The sequence below is a fragment of the Streptomyces sp. NPDC001393 genome (assembly GCF_053597455.1).
Genome location: NZ_JBSFIH010000003.1, coordinates 54751 through 72893 on the forward strand (window position 1 = coordinate 54751; position 18143 = coordinate 72893).

The following is an 18143-nucleotide window of genomic DNA, read 5'->3' on the forward strand; positions in this document are numbered from 1 at the left end:
GAAGCCGGCAGAGGAAGGCCGAGCACGGATGAAAGGGAAGAGGACATGACGACGGACGCAGCCGATGCGTGGAAGCAGTGGCACGAGACGCGGGTCGAGAGGGTCTCGGCGCCGTTCGGGCCGCTCGCGCTGACCGGAACGTACTGGGTGGAGGACTATCCGGACGGGCGACTTCCGGAGATCCCCGGGACCTGGGCGGCCGTGGGGGAGGGCGTGGTGCTCACCGCCGGTGAGGCCGACGGCCTGAGCGTGGACGGGCGGCCGTTCGCCGGTGAGGTCCGGCTCGACGCCGACCGCGGTCCGGAGGCGGAGGCGCGGGTCGCGCTGGGGGACAGGCGGCTGGTCGTACTGGTGCGCGAGGGGGTGTGGGGGGTACGGGTCTACGACCCCGACTCCGCGGCCCGGCGCGCCTTCCGGGGCATCGAGGCCACCCCGTACGACGCCCGCTGGTCGGTGCCGGGTCGGTTCACGCCGTACGGCGACACCCGCACCGTGCGGGTCGGCAACGCGGACGGGCGTGAGCGCGGGCTCGCCCTCGCCGGGGAGCTCGCCTTCGCTCTGGCCGGGCAGCAGCTGACGCTGCAGGTCGCGCAGCAGGGCGACGGGGCGCTGTGGGCGGTGTTCGCCGACACCACCAGCGGCGACACCACCTTCCGGTTCCGCTTCCTCCACCCGGCCGCGCCGGACGCCGAGGGGCGTACCACCGTCGACTTCAACCGCGTCCAGCTCCCGCCGTGCGCCTTCGCCGACCACTTCCTCTGCCCGTTCCCGCCGCCCGGCAACACCCTGGACGTGGCGATCGAGGCGGGGGAGCGTGCGGTGAGCTGATCCCGTCCTGCGCTGATCCGGTGTCAGGGGAGGCCACGTAAAGGTGGTTTAAAAGCCAACGGCCGAAAGGCACCCTTGTGCCGACCGGTCATTCGGCCGAATACTCCCCCTCAGCGCTTGTCAGGGGGCATGCATGTTCGCAACCCGGCGCGCCCCCTGGCTGCGCCTCACGGGCCCCGACCCCACGCGGGCCCCCGACTTCCCCTGGGAGGGAACGAAAAGTGAGGATCAAGCGCACCACTCCCCACATCGGCACCGCGAGACGGAGCCGGCTGACCGCCCTGGCCGCCGGACTCCTGGCCGCGGCCGCGTTCGCCGCCCCCACCGCGAACGCCAGCGACGACCACACGTTCAGCGCAGCCCAGCTCAGCAGGGCCAACGACGCCGTCCTCAAGGCCGACGTACCCGGTACGGCCTGGGCGGTGGACAGCAAGACCGACCGCGTCCTCCTCACCGTCGACAGCACCGTGTCCAAGGCCGAGATCGCCAGGATCAAGCGGCAGGCCGGCACCAACGCGGACGCGCTCACCATCAAGCACACCCCGGGTAAGTTCAACAAGCTGATCAGCGGCGGCGACGCCATCTACGGCGGCCAGTACCGCTGCTCGCTCGGCTTCAACGTGCACAGCGGCAGTACGTACTACTTCCTCACCGCCGGTCACTGCGGCCAGGTGGCCTCCACCTGGTACAGCAACTCCAGCCACACCACCGTGCTCGGCACCAACGTCGGCTACAGCTTCCCGGGCAACGACTTCGCCCTGGTCCGGTACACCAACTCCTCGGTCTCGCACCCGAGTGCCGTGGGCAGCCAGTCCATCACCAGCGCGGCCACGCCGTCCGTGGGCAAGACCGTGTACCGGCGTGGCTCCACCACCGGTACGCACAGCGGCCGGGTCACCGCGCTGAACGCCACCGTCAACTACGGCAGCGGTGACATCGTCTACGGGCTGATCCAGACCACTGTGTGCGCCGAGGGCGGCGACAGCGGTGGTCCGCTGTACGCGGGTTCCGTGGCCTACGGGCTGACCTCCGGCGGCAGCGGTGACTGCACCTCCGGCGGTACGACGTTCTTCCAGCCGGTGACCGAGGCGTTGAGCTACTACGGGGTCACGCTGCCGTAGCGAGTCCGACTCCGGCTTCCTCGAAAGCCCCCGCATGCCCTGGGGTGTGCGGGGGCTTCCTGGTGGCTGCGATGCATATGGTTTCGGCCAGCCGGTGTCGTGACCGTCCGGCGCGAGTTACTTGCGTGTCGTGTTTGCTGTGCGAATTCCCTGCGTGACCGTGGTCAGTCAAGACGGGGGCGGGTGTGCGCGCCCTCTCTACGCGCGTCCTGAAGTCAACCTTGTGCGCTCCCTGTGTCGTTCGGAAGAGTGGTCGCTCGTCAACCAGCCTTCCGGTCCGACGGGTCCCCACACCTCGCGGGCCATCCCCCCACAGGAGGACGTGAGTTGAAGCACCGACGCATACCCCGGCGGCGGATCGCCGTGGCCGGCGCGGGAATCGCCGCACTGGTCGCCGCGGGTGTCACCTTGCAGAATGCGAACGCCAGCGAGCCCGCGAAGCCGGCTTCGCAGCCGAAGGTCCTGTCCGCCCCGGCGGCCGGAAACCTCGCCTCGACGCTGCTGAACCGCCTCGGATCCGAGGCCGCGGGCAGCTACTACGACGCCTCGGCCAGGAGGCTCGTCGTCAACGTGGTCGACCAGGACGCGGTGAGCGCCGTCGAGGCGGCCGGGGCCAAGGCGAGACTCGTCGCCAACTCGCTGGCCGCGCTCGACGGCGCGCGGACGACGCTGAAGAAGGACGCGACCATACCGGGGACGTCCTGGGCGGCCGACCCGGTGAGCAACAAGGTCGTCGTCACCGCCGACAGGACGGTCTCCGGCGCCCAGTGGGCCAAGCTGAGCAAGGTGGTCGACGGGCTCGGCGGCAAGGCGGAACTGAAGCGGTCGAAGGGGGAGTTCAAGCCCTTCATCGCCGGGGGTGACGCGATCAGCGGGTCCGGCGGGCGCTGCTCGCTCGGCTTCAACGTGGTCAAGGACGGGCAGCCGTACTTCCTGACCGCCGGGCACTGCACCTCTGCCATCACCACCTGGTCGGACTCCAGCGGCAAGGAGATCGGGCAGAACGCGGAGTCCCACTTCCCGGGGACCGACTTCGGGCTCGTGAAGTACACGGCGCAGGTCGACCACCCGAGCGAGGTCGACCTGTACAACGGGTCCACCCAGAAGATCACCGGGGCCGCCGAGGCGACGGTGGGGATGAAGGTGACGCGCAGCGGGTCGACGACCCATGTGCACGACGGGACGGTCACCGGGCTGAACGCCACGGTGAACTACCAGGAGGGCTCCGTCAGCGGTCTCATCCAGACCGATGTGTGCGCCGAGCCCGGTGACAGCGGCGGGTCGCTGTTCTCGGGGAGCAGCGCCATCGGGCTGACGTCCGGCGGCAGCGGCGACTGCACCTCCGGTGGGGAGACGTTCTTCCAGCCGGTCACCGCCGCGCTGTCCGCCACGGGGGCGCAGATCGGCTGACGCCGTCGGGTGTGCGTTCCGCGGAGTCCCGTCCCCCGGGTGCGGTGGGGGGCGGGGCTCCGTGTCGTGTTTGTGCAGGTGGGAAGCGGTCGAACGGATGTCGTACACACGTTCGAGAATGGGGGTATGGTGGGGGTGGAAGTAGGGAACTGATGTTCGAGAGCTGTTCGGGGCTCACGAGTGCGGGAGGTGCGCGTGCCGGGCTTCGCGCATCTGCACACCGTCTCCGGGTTCTCCCTGAGGTACGGGGCATCCCATCCGGAGCGGCTGGCGGAGCGTGCCTCGGAGCGGGGGATGGACGCGCTCGCCCTCACCGACCGGGACACCGTCGCGGGGGCGGTGCGGTTCGCCAGGGCCTGCGCCGGGGTGGGGGTGCGGCCGGTCTTCGGGGTGGATCTGGCGGTGGGTGCGGCCGAGGCCGTACGCCGCGAGAGGAGAAAGGTGCCGGTGCGGGGCGGGGCCTTCGTGGACGAGTCGGCCCCCCGTGTGATCTTTCTCGCCCGGGACGGGGCCCGGGGGTGGGCCGACCTGTGCCGGATCGTCACGGCGGCGCACACGGGAGAAGGCGTGCCCCTGCTGCCCTGGCCGGACAATCACGGCGACGGCCTGACCGTGCTGCTCGGCCCGGGGTCGGACGTGGGCCGGGCCCTTGCCGCGGGGCGTCCCGACCGGGCCGCGAAGCTGCTCGGCCCCTGGCGCGAGGTCTACGGCGACGCGCTGCGCCTGGAGGTCGTCTGGCACGGTCGTGGCGGTACGGGGCCCGGCTCGCTGCGGCTGGCCGCCCGTACCGTCGGCTTCGCCGCCGAGCAGGGGGTCCGGCCGGTGCTCAGCAACGCCGTCCGGTACGCCGATCCCGGGGCGGGGCCCGTCGCCGATGTGCTGGATGCCGCGCGACGGCTGGTCCCGATCGACCCGCGCGGGGAGCTGGACTCCGGCGAGGCCTGGCTGAAGGACGCGCAGGGCATGCTGCAGGTCGGCGAGCGGGTCGTGGAGGCCGCGGGATACCGGCGGGACACCGCCCACCGGCTGCTGGAGCAGACCCTGGCCACGGCCGCCGGGTGCCGGGTCGACCCCGAGGGGGACCTCGGCATCGGGACCGTGCACTTTCCCGAGGCGCATCTGGTGGGTGCCGGGCGGCGCACCGCCCAGCGGGCCCTCGCCTCGCGGGCGGTGGCCGGGATGGTGCGGCTCGGGTACGGCGGGCGGCGCGAGTACTGGGAGCGGATGCGCCACGAGCTGGACATCATCGCCCATCACGGCTTCGCCTCTTACTTTCTGACTGTTGCTCAGGTCGTCGATGACGTGCGGAGGATGGGGATCCGGGTGGCCGCCCGGGGGTCCGGGGCCGGGTCGCTCGTCAATCACCTTCTGGGGATCGCGCACGCCGATCCGGTCGAGCACGGGTTGCTGATGGAGCGCTTCCTCTCCAAGGAGCGGGTGGTGCTGCCCGATATCGACATCGACGTGGAGTCCGCCCGGCGGCTGGAGGTCTACCGGGCGATCATCGGCCGGTTCGGCGCCGAGCGGGTCGCGACCGTGTCCATGCCGGAGACCTACCGGGTGCGGCACGCCATCCGGGACGTGGGCGCCGCGCTGTCCATGGACCCGGCCGAGATCGATCGGGTGGCCAAGTCCTTCCCGCACATCCGGGCCCGGGACGCGCGCGCCGCGCTGGAGGAGCTGCCCGAGCTGAGGCGGCTCGCGGGGGAGAAGCAGCGGTACGGCAGGCTGTGGGAGCTCGTCGAGGCGCTCGACGCCCTGCCGCGCGGGGTCGCCATGCATCCGTGCGGGGTGCTGCTGTCCGACGCCTCGCTCCTCGCCCGTACGCCGGTGGTGCCCACCAGCGGTGAGGGGCTGCCCATGTCGCAGTTCGACAAGGAGGACGTGGAGGACCTCGGGCTGCTCAAGCTCGATGTGCTGGGCGTGCGGATGCAGTCGGCCATGGCGCACGCGGTCGCCGAGGTGGAGCGGGTGACGGGCGAGCGGGTCGACCTGGACGCGGTGCCGGCCGGGGACCCGGAGACGTACCGGCTGATCCGGTCCACCGAGACGCTGGGCTGCTTCCAGATCGAGTCGCCGGGGCAGCGGGACCTGGTGGGGCGGCTGCAGCCGAGCACCTTCCATGATCTGGTCGTCGACATCTCGCTGTTCCGGCCCGGTCCCGTCGCCGCCGACATGGTGCGGCCCTTCATCGAGGCGCGGCACGGGCGGGCGCCGGTGCGATACCCGCATCCCGATCTGGAGCGGCCGCTGGCGGGGACGTACGGGGTCGTCGTCTTCCACGAGCAGGTCATCGACATCGTCGCCATCATGACCGGGTGCGGGCGGGGCGAGGCCGACCGGGTGCGGCGGGGGCTGTCCGACCCGGAGTCGCAGGAGCGGATCAAGGTGTGGTTCGCACAGCAGGCGGCAGGGAACGGGTACGACGCGGAAACGATTCGGCGCACCTGGGAGATCATGGCGGCCTTCGGGTCGTACGGGTTCTGCAAGGCGCATGCGGTCGCCTTCGCCGTGCCGACGTATCAGTCGGCCTGGCTGAAGGCCCATCACCCGGCCGCCTTCTACGCCGGGCTGCTCACGCATGACCCGGGGATGTATCCCAAGCGGCTGCTGCTGGCCGACGCGCGGCGGCGTGGGGTGCCGATCCTGCCGTTGGACGTGAACGTGTCCGGGGTCGCCCATCGGATCGAACTGGTGTCCGAGTCCGGGGTGTGGGGGCTGCGGCTCGCCCTCTGTGATGTGCACGGCATCAGCGAGGCCGAGGCGAAGAGGATCGCGGACGGGCAGCCGTACTCCTCCCTGGTGGACTTCTGGGAGCGGGCGCGACCGAGCCGGCCGCTGGCGCAAAGGCTCGCCCAGGTGGGGGCGTTGGACGCCTTCGGCGCCAACCGGCGCGATCTGCAACTGCACCTGACCGAGCTCCACCGGGGCGTCCGGGGCGGTGGCGGCGGCCAACTGCCGTTGGCCGGCGGGCGGAAGACCGCCTCGGCCGGGCTGCCCGACCTGACCTCGGCGGAGAAGCTCAGCGCAGAGCTGGGTGTGCTGTCCATGGACGCCTCGCGCAACCTGATGGACGACTACCGCACGTTCCTGGACGAGCTGGGCGTGGTCTCCGCGCGCCGGCTGCGCGAGGCGCGGCACGGCGAGACCGTGCTGGTCGCGGGCGCCAAGGCGGCCACCCAGACCCCGCCGATCCGCTCCGGCAAGCGGGTCATCTTCTCCACGCTGGACGACGGCACGGGGCTGGTCGACCTCGCGTTCTTCGACGATTCGCACGACGCCTGCGCCCACACCGTCTTCCACTCGTGGCTGCTGCTGGTGCGGGGAGTGGTGCAGCGGCGTGGCCCGCGCAGTCTGAGTGTGGTGGGCTCCGCCGCCTGGAACCTCGCCGAGCTGGTGGAACTGCGTGCCGAGGGCGGGCTCGACGAGGTGGCGGCACGGCTCGCGGAGCCGGTGGCCGGGGACGCGGGCGGCGACCCGACCGGTGGGCGGCGGATCCAGCTGCCGACCGGATACGAGATGCATCCGTGGGCCGATCTGCGGCCCGCGGGGCAGGAGGCCTCACAAGGGCCTGCTGCCCTGAGGAAGTTGTGGCACCAGAGTCCGGGGAGTGCGGGATGACCATCCTCTGCGTACGTTTCCAGCTGCCGCCGATGTACGAGGCGGCCCTGCCCGGACTGCTCGGGCTGCTGGAGGACTTCACCCCGGTCGTTCAGGCACTACCGCCGGACGGGGTGCTGGCCGATCTGCGGGGCGCCGAGCGGTACTTCGGGCGCAGCGCGGTGGAGCTGGCCTCGGTGATCCGGGTGCGGGCCCTCGCGCTGTACGGCGTCGACTGTGCGATCGGCGCCGGTCCGGGGCCGATGCTGGCCCGGGTGGCGCTGCAGGGCGCCCGGCCCGGGGTGACGTGTGTCGTGCCGGAGGACGCCGTCGCCGAGTTCCTCGCCGACAAGCCCGTCGCCGCGCTGCCCGGGGTCGGCGCGGCGACCGCCCGCACCCTGAGCGAGTACGGCCTGGACACCCTGGGCCTGGTCGCCGCCGCGCCGCTGTCCACGCTCCAGCGGCTGATCGGCGCGAAGGCCGGCCGCGAACTGCGCGAGCAGGCGAGCGGCATCGACCGGGGGCGGGTCGTGCCGAACGCCGTCTCGCGGTCGCTGGCCACGGAACGCGCCTTCGACCTCGACGAGTTGAACCCCGACCTGCACCGCAGGGCGCTGCTGTCCGCCGCCGAGGAGCTCGGCGCCCGGCTGCGGGCGGTGCAGAAGGTCTGCCGCACCCTGACCCTCACCGTGCGCTACGCCGACCGGTCCTCGACCACCCGCAGCCGCACCCTGAAGGAGCCGACCGCACACTCGGCGGCGCTGACGAAGGCGGCCTACGGCATGTACGACGCGCTCGGCCTGCAGCGCGCCCGGGTCCGCGCGCTCACTCTGCGCGCCGAGGGCCTGGCCCCCGCCGACCAGGCCTCCCACCAGCTCACCTTCGACCCCGTGGACGAGAAGGTCCGCCGCATCGAGGAGGTCGCGGACCGCGCGCGGGCGAGGTTCGGGCCCCGCGCCGTGATGCCGGGGGCGCTGGGGCGCGGCGGCGGCTCCACGGGGGTCAGTTGGCCCAGGGCGGCGTGATACGGCTGCCGTCGGTCGTCTAGGACGTGAAGTGCGGGTGCTGGGGGAGTGTTTGGCGCGGATGGCGCCCTGTGGTCCGATCCGGCCTGCCCGGTGATGGTCCGTCAGGGGTCGAGCGGCGCTCCGGTTATCACTGGAAGTTTTTACTGACGCGTAACTTCACAGCTGGGCTACTCGCCCGTAACTTGACGGGTGAACAGCATCCTCGTGATCCGGATCACAGGGTAAGGCCCCCACCTCCCTTGAGCCGCAAGGAGATCACCCGATGCTGCCTTGGAAACGTGCGCTCAGACCCCTCGCCGCGCTCCTCCTCACCGCCGCCGTCGCCACCGTCCCCGCCGCGACGGCCGCCGCCGACACGGCGCCCAGCAGCGGCTGGAACGACTGGTCCTGCAAGCCCTCCGCCGAACATCCCCGCCCGGTCGTCCTGGTGCACGGCACCCTGGGCAACTCGGTCGACAACTGGCTCTCCCTCGCCCCCTACCTGGAGGACCGCGGATACTGCGTCTACTCCCTGGACTACGGCCAGCTGACCGGCGTCCCCCTCTTCTACGGCCTCGGCCCCATCGACAAGTCGGCCGAGCAGCTGTCGGCCTTCGTGGACAAGGTGCTGGCCGCGACCGGAGCCGCCAAGGCCGACCTGGTCGGTCACTCCCAGGGCGGCATGATGCCCCGCTACTACCTGAAGTTCCTCGGCGGTGCCGCCAAGGTGAACGCCCTCGTGGGCCTCGCCCCCGACAACCACGGCGCCTCGCTGAGCGGATTCACCAACCTGCTGCCGTACTTCCCCGGCGCCTCGGACCTCATCAAGGCCACCACCCCCGGCCTCGCCGACCAGGTCCCCGGCTCCGACTTCCTCACCAAGCTCAACGCGGGCGGCGACACCGTCCCCGGAGTGCACTACACGGTCATCGCCACCAAGTACGACGAGGTGGCCACCCCCTGGCAGAGCGACTACCTGAGCGGCTCCGACGTCCACAACGTCCTGCTCCAGGACCTCTGCCCGCTCGACCTCTCCGAGCACGTCGCCATCGGCCTGTTCGACCGCATCGCCTTCCACGAGGTGGCCGACGCGCTCGACCCGGCCCACGCCACGGCCACCACCTGCGCCTCGGCCTTCAGCTGACGTGCCGCCGGGGCCTGTCCGGCCTGAGCCGCCGGACAGGCCCCGGAACCTCAGCGGCGGTGCGCGCCACCCACCGCGCGCCGCCGCACCGACAGGAACAGCGCAGCCGAACCGAGCGCCAGCGCCGCCGCGCCGCCGATCGCGACGTAGGAGGTGCCGGAGGAGGCGCCGGTCTCCGCGAGGTCGCGCGAAGTACCGGTAGCCGCAGGCGTGTTGGGCGCGGCGGAGGGCTGTGGTGCGGGGGTGTTCGTTCCCCCGTAGCCGTGACCGTGATGCCGCATCGTCGACTTGCCGGCGCCGGCCGCGATCTGCCGCTCGGAGGGCGCGGAGGCGGTCGGGGCGGGGGTGGAGCCCGTGCTCCCCGCGCCGGCGCCGCCGAAGTCCACGTCCGAGCAGGAGTAGAACGCCTCCGGGCTGTCCGAGCGCTGCCAGATCGTATACAGCAGCTGCCGGCCGGACCGCTTCGGAAGCGTGCCGGAGAACGTGTAGAAGCCGCCCGAGGCGACCGGGTCGGTAGCCGTCGCCACCGGGTGCTCCAGATCCAGCTCGGACCAGGCCGGCGGCCCCGCGGGGTCGTGACCGGGCTTGGTGAGATACACCTTGAAGGTGCCCTTGTGCGGCGCCGTCACCCGGTACCTGAAGGTGTACGACCCGCCGCGTACGCGCGTCGCCGGCCAGTCGGCGCGGGCCAGGTCGGCCCTTGAACTCCTCGTTGCCCGCGCTGCACAGCTTGCCGTCGGGGATCAGCTTCCGGTGCTGTCCCGCGGCGTCGCCGATCCGGATGCCGTTCCAGTCGTACAGCGCCTGGGTGCCGCCGGCCGCCACGGCCGCCCTGCACGCGGCCGACTTCGGGCTCTCCGGGCCCTCCGCGTAGCACTGCGAGACCCGGCTGACCGGGTCGCCCATCGAACCGTGCGCGGACGCCGGAGCGGCGGCGAGCACGGCCAGGGCGACGGTCGGCAGGCCGAGCGCGGCGGCGACGGCGGGCGCGCGGCGGGCACGAGCGGGCATGCGGAACTCCTCGACAGACGGACCTTCGGCGGGGCGGATCCCGTGGGGGTGGATCCGAAGCTAGCCCCAAGAAACCGTGAAAGGGCCTGCTGGGGGCGGGCGGAGGACATCCTTATGGCGCCGTTAAGGCAGGACTAACCGAGGGCTCAGGAAAGGTCCGGTCCGTAGTACAGCCGCAGGAACTCCTCCATCGCCGCGTCGACGCCGGCGCGGTCACCGGTGGCGAGGAGGTCGAGCAGCAGACCGCGGACCGTGGCGAGTCCCAGCCGGGCGCGGTTCCGGGCCGTCACGGGGTCCGCCCCGGCGCCGGTCTCGGCGGCCACCAGCGGCTCCAGCCAGTCCGTCACGAGCCCTTCGAGGACCGGGACGGCCTCGGGGCGGCCACGCAGCGCGTGCCCGCAGATCTCGAAGAAGAGCCGCTCCTGACCGGCCAGCCGAGGGTCCGTCAGCTGCCGCCAGAGCAGCCGCGCGACGTCGGCCGGCGAGCGGCCGGGCTCCAGACGGAGCCGCGACAGCAGCTCGCGCTGGCGTCGCTCCGAGGTCCGGACGATCTCGACGAGCAACTGCTCCTTGGAGCCGAAGTAGTGGATGAGCATGCGGTGGCTGACGCCGATCGCGGCGCCGAGGCGGCGCAGGCTCAGGTCCGCGATGCCGTGCGCCGCGACGTGGTCGACAGCCGCGTCCACCAGGTGTGCGCGCCGGTCCCGGTCCGCGCCGTGCCCGGCCTCGCCGCCGGGATGCGAGTCGCCCGTCTTCACCACGCCGCGAGTGTACCAATCGGTACATGATGCATGTACCGTGTGGTACATGAAGCCTGTCACCGTGTCGATCGACGTGGCACAGACGCCCGAGCAGGTCTACGACTTCCTCGATGTCATGGCTCACCACGAGCGGTTCACCGACCACTACCTGACCGACTGGCACTACAGCGGCCCCCGCCGGGGCGTCGGAGCGTGCGCCGGGGTCACCGCGGCACTGGGCGGGGTGCGGACCGACGTCACCATCGAGGTCGTCGAGGCCGAGGCGCCGCGGCGGATCGTCGAACGCAACGTCAGCGCGGCCGGCCGGCGCCTGGCCCACGGCACCTACGGCATCGACCCGCTGCCCGCCGGCGGCAGCCGTGTCTCGTTCACGTACGCCTGGGTGCGCGCCCCGCTGGCCGACCGGTTGCTCGCCCCCGTCGTGCGGAGCGTGATGGAACGCGCCAACCGCACGGTCATGCGGCGCCTGGCCGCCGAGTTGGCCCGGGCGGATAGCGTACGTCCATGATCGAGGAGAACCCCGAGCGGGTGCGGCCGGCCGTCGCCGAGGACGTGCCGGCCGTCAAGGCGGTGACGGATGCGGCCTACCACCACTACATCGCGCGCATCGGTGTGGTGCCGCAGCCCATGGAGGCGGATCACACCGCGGACGTGGCCGCCGGCAAGGTGTTCGTCACCGGAGAACCCGTCGACGGGCTGGTCGTGGTCGAGCCGTTCGCCGACCACCTCTTCCTGGACAGCATCGCCGTCCGCCCCGGCGCCCACGGCACGGGCATCGGACGACGGCTGCTGCACTTCGTCGACGCCCGCGCGCGTGCGCTGGGTCTCGGCGAGATCAGGCTCTACACCAACGCGTTGATGTGGGAGAACCAGCAGATCTATCCGAAGTACGGATACGAGGTCGTGGAACGCCGCGTCGACGGGCCCTACGACCGGATCCACTACCGCAAGCGGCTGGACTGACGGCCGCGGCGGGTCAACCGTCGGGCCACCAGGTGCGCGCGATGTCCTTGCGCACCTCGGATCGTCCCGCGGGGCGGTCCTCCGCCTCGTCGCGGGTCCGGCGGCTGTCCGTCTTCTTCAGGGGCTTCTGCACGGTGACGCGGCGCATGGCTGCCTCCTTCAGTGCCTACCGGGTTTCCGTGGTGTCACGGTGGTAGACGCTTTGGGCGAGAGTTCCTCATCGGAGCCGGGTTGTCAGTGGCGGCTGTCACTCTTCGGGTATGACGAACAAGAGTGACGACACGGTTGCGGCGGGTGTCCTCGGAGTCGACTGGGACGCCGAGGCCGACGCCTTCGACGACGAGCCCGACCACGGCCTGCGCGACCCCGGCACCCGCGCGGCCTGGGCCGACCGGCTCCGCTCCTGGCTGCCCGAGCGCCCCGCCGACGTCCTCGACCTCGGCTGCGGCACCGGCAGCCTGTCGCTCCTCGCCGCCGAACAGGGACACCGGGTGACGGGCGTCGACTCGTCCCCGGCCATGGTCGAGCGGGCCCGCGCCAAGCTCGCCGGGCGCGACGCCGTGATCCTGCGCGGTCAGGCCGCGACGCCGCCGGTGGGGGAGCAGCGCTTCGACGTCGTCCTCGTACGGCATGTCCTGTGGACCCTCCCCGAGCCCGCCAGAATCCTGCGGCACTGGCGGGACCTGCTGCGCCCCGGGGGCCGTTTCGTGCTCGTCGAGGGTGTCTGGGGCACGCTGCACCCCGTGGGCATCCCCGCCGACCGACTCGCCGCGCTGCTGGCACCGCTGACCTCGGACGTGCGCGTCGAGCGGCTGTCCGGCGACTGCGTGCTGTGGGGCAGGCCGGTGGAGGACGAGCGGTACGCGGTGGTGGCCGTGGTGTGAGAGCGAGGGCATCAGGCCAGCAGCTTCTCGAAGTCTTCGGTGCGGGCCAGCGACTCGAGTTCGTCGAGGGCGGCCACGGCGGCGGACGCGGCCTCGGGGTCCGTCTCCGTCAGGCCGCTCTCCGCGAACTCGTCCTCGTCCAGACGCCGTACGTCGCTGCCGTCGGCGGAGCGCCACAGGTCCAGGTCGAGGTCCTCCACGACCAGTTCACCGGCGGTGCGGACGGCCGGCCGGGTGATGTCGCAGTACCAGCCCTTCACCGTGCCGTCGGCGGCCCGCACCTCCTTCACCGAGTACCAGCGGTTCCGCCAGTAGTACTCGGTGAAGACGTCGCCCGCCTCGAAGCGGACGAAGCCGAAGTCGCGCAGGCCGGAGCCCGCCCAGGGCGCGCGTACGGCGATGCGGGTGCCGTCGTCGGCGAGCAGCTCGGCCGGGTAACGGATCTTCGTCCGGCCCGCCTTGACCAGCACGACCTCCAACCGGGCCGTCGGTTCAGCCGAGTTCGCGGACATAGCGCACCTCCCTGGCGCAGACCTCGTATCCGAGCCACTTGTTGATCGCGATCATGGGCTCGTTGCCGGCGTCGTTGCCCGTGAAGGCCTCGGTGAGACCGGCGGCGCGGGCCCGGTACAGGGAGTGGATCTTGGCGAGCTTGGCCAGGCCACGGCCGCGGTGGGCACGGGCGGTACCGGTCATCGCGGTGGAGTAGCCGCCGGTCGCGCGGTCGGTGTAGGCCACGCTGAAGGCGACGGGACGGCCGTCGACACACGCGGCCACCGTCAGGCCACGGTCCAGCAGCGGATGCTTCCAGTACTCCTCGACCCAGGCGTCGTAGTCCGTGTACGCGAAATCGACGTCGCCCGGTTCGTCCAGCATCGTCTCCGCGTCCAGCTCGAACAGCGGGCGTGGGTCGTCCGCGAAGTCCGCGGCCGTGCGCAGTTCGACGTCCGGCGGGGTCCGGGGCAGCGGCGGGAGAGCGGCGCCCGCCAGATCGAGGCGGAGGAAAAGGGCCGGCCGGCTCCCGCGGTAGCCGTGCCGCTGCGCGAAGGCGTGGCTGGCCGGCTCGTCGAGGACCCAGCTGAGCAGCCTGGTCGCGCCCTGCGCGGCGAGGTGCTCCTCGGCCGCCCGCAGCAGCAGCCCACCGGCGCCGCGACCGGTCCGGTCCGGCCGGACATGGATGTTCACCAGGCCCTGGCCCGGCTCGGTGCTGTCGTGGGCCAGGTGGACCTGGGCCGTGCCGATCACCTCGCCGTCCTCCTCCGCGACCAGCGGGCGGTAGCGGGCCTCGGGCGGCATGTGGACGGCGTTGTGGCGGACCGAGTCCGAGGTGAACAGGATGTACGGCAGGGCGAGATGGCGGACCCGGGCGAAACCCTCGGTGTCGGCCGGGACGTCGGGGCGGAGATCCCGCACGATCACTGTCATGGTGAGGCACCGTACGGGGCTGCGGGCCGCGGATGCCTCTCATTTTCCGCCGGGTACGGGACAATCGGCCCGTGAGCCTGAAGATCCGCATCGATGACAGCGCGCCCCCGTACGAGCAGGTGCGGGCGCAGATTTCCGAGCAGGCGCGGTCCGGAGCAGTGCCGGTGGGATACCGGCTGCCGACCGTGCGGGGGCTGGCCGAGTCCCTGGGCCTCGCGGTGAACACGGTCGCCAAGGCCTACCGGGCGCTGGAGAGCGACGGGGTGATCGAGACGCGGGGGCGCAACGGAACGTTCGTGGCTGCCGCCGGCTCGGCCGCGGAACGTGAGGCCTCCCTGGCCGCGCAGGCGTACGCGGAGCGGGTGCGGCGGCTGGGGCTGGGGGAGTCGGAGGCGCTGGCCGCGGTACGCGATGCCGTGCGGGCGGTCTATGGGGAGTGAGCGGTCAGGGAGGTTCGGTCATGGAGGCTCGGTGACTACTGGCGTGTTGCGAGCTCCGGGATCCGGGTCACCGGCAGCCCCGCCCGTCCCGCCGCTCTGCCGAACGTCACCGCGTCCCGCACCGCCGCCCCGCCCGGATCGTTGTTGAAGTACGCGTACACGTCCTCTCCCTGCTCCCACGTCGTCGCGATGCGGTCGACCCACGTCTCCAGGGACCGCTTGCCGTAGCGGGGCCAGGGGTGGGCGCGGCCCTGGTGGAAGCGGACGTAGCCCCAGCCGGTGGTGCGCCACAGCGGGGTGACCGGGCGGGCCAGGACGTCCGCCCAGCACAGGGCCGCGCCCCGGGCCGACAGCACCGCCCGCACCTCGGGTGTCCACCAGGAGTCGTGGCGCGGCTCGACCGCGACCCGCGTACCGGACGGGAAGCAGGCCAGGCAGGCGTCCAGCAGCGCGGGGTCGGCGCGGAGCGTCGGGGGGAGCTGGAGCAGGACCGGGCCCAGGCGGTCGCCGAGGCCCGCCGCATGGCTCATCAGGCGGTGGACCGGCTCCTCGGGCTCCTTCAGACGCTTGATGTGGGTCAGATAGCGGCTGGCCTTGACCGCGACCGTGAAGTCCGCCGGAACCCGGTCCCGCCACGCTGCGAAGTTCTCACGGGAGGGAAGACGGTAGAACGCGTTGTTGATCTCCACCGTCGCGAACAGGCGCGTGTACTCCTCCAGCCACAGCCGCGCCGGGACCCCGGCCGGATAGACGAGGTCCCGCCAGTCCTTGTACTGCCACCCGGAGGTGCCGACGAACAAGGTCACAGCACCATCAAAGCACTACAGGTACAGGCCCGCGTCCGCGCCGTCCCGCGCCCCCGGCACCGAGGTCGGTGCCGTGCCCCGGCGCAGGGCGTACAGCTCGGCCAGCGTCGCCCCGTCCCGGCCGACGGCGTCCTCCCGGCCCTGGGCCTCGCTGCCGAGCCAGTCCACCGCCTCCCGGTGGGTCAGCCTGCCCACCTCGATGCGGGCCAGACAGCGGCCGGGGCGGACCACGGCCGGGTGCAGGCGCTCCAGGTCCTCGTTGGTGGTGACGCCGACCAGGACGTTGCGGCCCTGGCCCAGCAGGCCGTCGGTGAGGTTCAGCAGCCGGGACAGGGCCTGGCCGGCGGTGTGCTTGGCCTCGCCGCGGATCAGTTCGTCGCAGTCCTCCAGCAGCAGCAGCCGCCAGCGGCCCTTGCCCGCCGAGTCCTCCTCGCCGATCGCGATGTCCATCAGATAGCCGACGTCGGAGAACAGGCGCTCGGGGTCCAGCACGCAGTCCACCTGGCACCAGTCGCGCCAGGAGCGGGCCAGGGTGCGCAGCGCGGAGGTCTTGCCGGTGCCCGGCGGGCCGTGCAGGAGGAGCAGGCGGCCCGCGATGTCCTCCGGGGTCGTCCGCATCAGGCGGTCCATCGCCTCCGCCACCGGTGCCGTGTAGTTGGGCCGGACCTCGTCCCAGGTGCCCGCGGAGATCTGCCGGGTGGTGCGGTGCGGGCCGCGCCTGGGGGAGACGTACCAGAAGCCCATCGTCACGTTCTCGGGCTGGGGCTCCGGCTCGTCGGCGGCGCCGTCCGTGGCCTGGTCGAGGACCTTCTTGGCCAGTTCGGCGCTGGTCGCGGTCACCGTGACGTCCGCGCCGCGGTTCCAGCGGGAGACCAGCAGGGTCCAGCCGTCGCCCTCGGCGAGGGTGGCGCTGCGGTCGTCGTCCCGGGCGACCCGGAGCACCCGGGCGCCGTCGGGCAGCAGGGTCGCGCCGGAGCGGACGCGGTCGATGTTCGCCGCGTGCGAGTACGGCTGCTCGCCCGTCGCGAAGCGGCCGAGGAACAGCGCGTCGACGACGTCGGACGGCGAGTCGGAGTCGTCGACGTGGAGCCGGATCGGCAGAGCGTCGTGTGGGTTCGCAGACATGGGGCCATGATCCGGCACGAAGGTGCTGTGCGCACGGCATTTCGCCGGGGTGGCCCATTGCCGGTTCAGAGTCTGCGGGCGCATCGTGGCTGGTCGCGCAGTTCCCCGCGCCCCTTTGGGGCGCTCATGTTCCCGGTGTTGCAAAGACCTCCGGAGGCCCTGCCTCCGCCGTTACTGTTGTCCCCGATGGGACGTCATGGGTGGGATTCGGATACTCGGCGGTGGCGGCTCACCGCCCTGCTCGGTGTGGGCGCCGTCGCGCTGGCCCTGGTGGTGACCCTGGTCAGTACGCTGTCCGGCGGGCCCAGCACGGCCGGCACCACACGCGACGGCGCCACGGTGCACGGCACCCCCGGCCGGCCCGGCGCGAAACCGGAGCCGTACGTCGGCTGGGGCTTCACCCACACCCAGTACAGCGCCGACGAGGGCGCCGGCGCGGCGACCACCCGCGTGGAGAAGCTGCTCGGACAGGACGCCGGGCTGGCGCAGAACCAGCACATCATGGGGTGGGGCGCGGACAATCCCGAACCGGTCCGGGGGCATTACGACTTCGGCGCCCTCGACCGCCGTGTCGACTTCATGCGCGCCTCCGGCGGCACCCCGGTGATCACCCTGTGCTGCTCGCCGGACTGGATGAAGGGCGGCAAGCCCGGCGTCGGCAACACGAACTGGAGCCAGGCCGCCCTGGAGACCGCCCCCACCCCCGACCACTACCAGGACTTCGCCGACCTCGCCGCCACCGTCGCTCGGCGCTACCCGGACGTGAAGCACTTCATCGTCTGGAACGAGTTCAAGGGCTTCTGGAACGACGCCGCGTCCCGCTGGGACTACGAGGGCTACACGAAGATGTACAACCTCGTGTACCAGGCACTGAAAAAGGTCGACAAGGACATCATGGTCGGTGGGCCGTACCTGGTCATGGACAGTGTCGACCCGCGCGACCAGAACGCCTCCCGCACGGTGAAGGGGCCCTGGGGCGCCATGGACCAGCGGGTGCTCGACGCCTTCTCCTACTGGAACACCCACAAGGCCGGCGCCGACTTCGCCGTGGTCGACGGCTCCAGCTACACCCGCGACGACGACCTGCTGCCGAACGAGTTCGCGGCCACCGACAAGCTGACGGCGGTCAGTGAGTGGGTACGGCAGCAGACCCACGACCTGCCGCTGTGGTGGGCCGAGTACTACGTGGAGCCCGGCGACGGCAACGACGACCGCAAGGGCTGGACCGAGCCGCACCGGGTCGCCGTCCAGGCCACCGGGATGATCGCCATGGTCAAGGGCGGCGCGGAGTCCGGCTTCTACTGGAACCCGGAGGACAGGACAGGCACCGGCTGCGCCGGCTGTCTGTGGACACCCACCGACAGCGCCGGCGGGGGACAGGCGCTTCCCATGTACGACCTCGTGTTCCGGTTCGCCAGGGCGTTCCCGCCGGGGACGCGGTACGAGAACGTGTCCGTGGCGGCCGATGAGGCACCCGACGTCCGGGTCCTGGCCACGGCCCGGACCGTCCTCGTGGTCAACACGCAGAACCGGCAGATCGCCGCCCAGGCCGACGGCAAGCGGTTCGACATGCGGCCCTACGAGGTGAAGTGGCTCGACCGGTGACCCGGCCGAGCCT

Annotated in this window: 17 protein-coding genes and 1 pseudogene; 11 read left to right on the forward strand and 7 right to left on the reverse strand. The window is 72.0% G+C overall.

All coding sequences use genetic code 11. The features are described 5' to 3' along the window. The first annotated feature begins 45 nt into the window (after positions 1-45). The 6 genes from ACWC2T_RS05315 to ACWC2T_RS05340 all read left to right on the forward strand — a co-directional run bounded on the left by ACWC2T_RS05315 (position 46) and on the right by ACWC2T_RS05340 (position 9110). A complete protein-coding gene (locus ACWC2T_RS05315; RefSeq protein ID WP_450669119.1) occupies positions 46-828 on the forward strand; it encodes a DUF1684 domain-containing protein in 783 nt (260 codons plus the stop codon). Between the two features lie 221 nt (positions 829-1049). Beyond that, positions 1050-1949, forward strand: a complete 900-nt coding sequence (locus tag ACWC2T_RS05320) for a S1 family peptidase (RefSeq protein WP_450669120.1) — start codon at positions 1050-1052, stop codon at positions 1947-1949. Between the two features lie 327 nt (positions 1950-2276). Continuing rightward, positions 2277-3359, forward strand: a complete 1083-nt coding sequence (locus ACWC2T_RS05325) for a S1 family peptidase (protein WP_450669121.1) — start codon at positions 2277-2279, stop codon at positions 3357-3359. 195 nt (positions 3360-3554) lie between these two features. Next, complete coding sequence (locus ACWC2T_RS05330; protein WP_450669122.1) at positions 3555-6980, forward strand: DNA polymerase III subunit alpha; 3426 nt, start codon at positions 3555-3557, stop codon at positions 6978-6980. After that, positions 6977-7984 carry a DNA polymerase Y family protein gene (locus ACWC2T_RS05335; protein ID WP_450669123.1) on the forward strand — a complete coding sequence of 336 codons (1008 nt, stop codon included), beginning with the start codon at positions 6977-6979 and terminating at the stop codon, positions 7982-7984. Before ACWC2T_RS05330 ends, ACWC2T_RS05335 begins: the two co-directional genes overlap by 4 nt. Before the next feature lie 265 nt (positions 7985-8249). Next, positions 8250-9110, forward strand: a complete 861-nt coding sequence (locus tag ACWC2T_RS05340) for an esterase/lipase family protein (protein WP_450669124.1) — start codon at positions 8250-8252, stop codon at positions 9108-9110. Positions 9111-9160: 50 nt separating this feature from the next. Here the strand turns inward: ACWC2T_RS05340 and ACWC2T_RS05345 are convergent. Together ACWC2T_RS05345 and ACWC2T_RS05350 are read right to left on the reverse strand one after the other, a co-directional pair. Beyond that, a pseudogene (locus tag ACWC2T_RS05345) lies at positions 9161-10121 on the reverse strand (lytic polysaccharide monooxygenase auxiliary activity family 9 protein). Positions 10122-10267: 146 nt separating this feature from the next. After that, the gene (locus ACWC2T_RS05350; protein ID WP_450669125.1) at positions 10268-10882 is read right to left on the reverse strand and encodes a TetR/AcrR family transcriptional regulator; all 615 of its coding nucleotides are present in this window, start codon (positions 10880-10882) and stop codon (positions 10268-10270) included. Between the two features lie 46 nt (positions 10883-10928). Here ACWC2T_RS05350 and ACWC2T_RS05355 point away from each other — a divergent pair, with 46 nt between their 5' ends. Both ACWC2T_RS05355 and ACWC2T_RS05360 read left to right on the forward strand, forming a co-directional pair. Beyond that, positions 10929-11390, forward strand: coding sequence for an SRPBCC family protein (locus tag ACWC2T_RS05355; protein ID WP_450669126.1), 462 nt, complete (start codon positions 10929-10931; stop codon positions 11388-11390). Continuing rightward, a complete protein-coding gene (locus ACWC2T_RS05360) occupies positions 11387-11845 on the forward strand; it encodes a GNAT family N-acetyltransferase (protein ID WP_450669127.1) in 459 nt (152 codons plus the stop codon). The genes ACWC2T_RS05355 and ACWC2T_RS05360 overlap by 4 nt, the downstream gene beginning before the upstream one ends. 13 nt (positions 11846-11858) lie before the next feature. On the opposite strand, the gene ACWC2T_RS05365 is transcribed toward ACWC2T_RS05360, so the two are convergent. Beyond that, a complete protein-coding gene (locus ACWC2T_RS05365; RefSeq protein WP_351206817.1) occupies positions 11859-11993 on the reverse strand; it encodes a hypothetical protein in 135 nt (44 codons plus the stop codon). A 112-nt stretch (positions 11994-12105) separates the two neighbouring features. Here ACWC2T_RS05365 and ACWC2T_RS05370 point away from each other — a divergent pair, with 112 nt between their 5' ends. Next, entirely contained in the window at positions 12106-12729 is a 624-nt protein-coding gene (locus ACWC2T_RS05370) for a class I SAM-dependent methyltransferase (RefSeq protein WP_450669128.1), read from the forward strand. An 11-nt stretch (positions 12730-12740) separates the two neighbouring features. Here the strand turns inward: ACWC2T_RS05370 and ACWC2T_RS05375 are convergent, their stop codons facing one another. Together ACWC2T_RS05375 and ACWC2T_RS05380 are read right to left on the reverse strand one after the other, a co-directional pair. Continuing rightward, the gene (locus ACWC2T_RS05375) at positions 12741-13241 is read right to left on the reverse strand and encodes a DUF402 domain-containing protein (protein ID WP_450669129.1); all 501 of its coding nucleotides are present in this window, start codon (positions 13239-13241) and stop codon (positions 12741-12743) included. Then, a complete protein-coding gene (locus ACWC2T_RS05380; RefSeq protein WP_450669130.1) occupies positions 13222-14154 on the reverse strand; it encodes an N-acetyltransferase family protein in 933 nt (310 codons plus the stop codon). Before ACWC2T_RS05380 ends, ACWC2T_RS05375 begins: the two co-directional genes overlap by 20 nt. A gap of 71 nt (positions 14155-14225) precedes the next feature. On the opposite strand from ACWC2T_RS05380, the gene ACWC2T_RS05385 reads away from it, so the two are divergent. Then, entirely contained in the window at positions 14226-14594 is a 369-nt protein-coding gene (locus tag ACWC2T_RS05385; RefSeq protein ID WP_450669131.1) for a GntR family transcriptional regulator, read from the forward strand. 35 nt (positions 14595-14629) lie between these two features. On the opposite strand, the gene ACWC2T_RS05390 is transcribed toward ACWC2T_RS05385, so the two are convergent. Next, a complete protein-coding gene (locus tag ACWC2T_RS05390; RefSeq protein WP_450669132.1) occupies positions 14630-15400 on the reverse strand; it encodes a DUF72 domain-containing protein in 771 nt (256 codons plus the stop codon). Between the two features lie 15 nt (positions 15401-15415). Next, positions 15416-16525, reverse strand: a complete 1110-nt coding sequence (locus tag ACWC2T_RS05395) for a DUF5925 domain-containing protein (protein WP_450669133.1) — start codon at positions 16523-16525, stop codon at positions 15416-15418. Positions 16526-16711: 186 nt separating this feature from the next. Between ACWC2T_RS05395 and ACWC2T_RS05400 the strand changes: the two genes are divergently transcribed. Next, on the forward strand, positions 16712-18130 hold the full coding sequence (locus tag ACWC2T_RS05400; RefSeq protein WP_450669134.1) for a GH39 family glycosyl hydrolase: 1419 nt from the start codon (positions 16712-16714) through the stop codon (positions 18128-18130). Positions 18131-18143 lie beyond the last annotated feature (13 nt).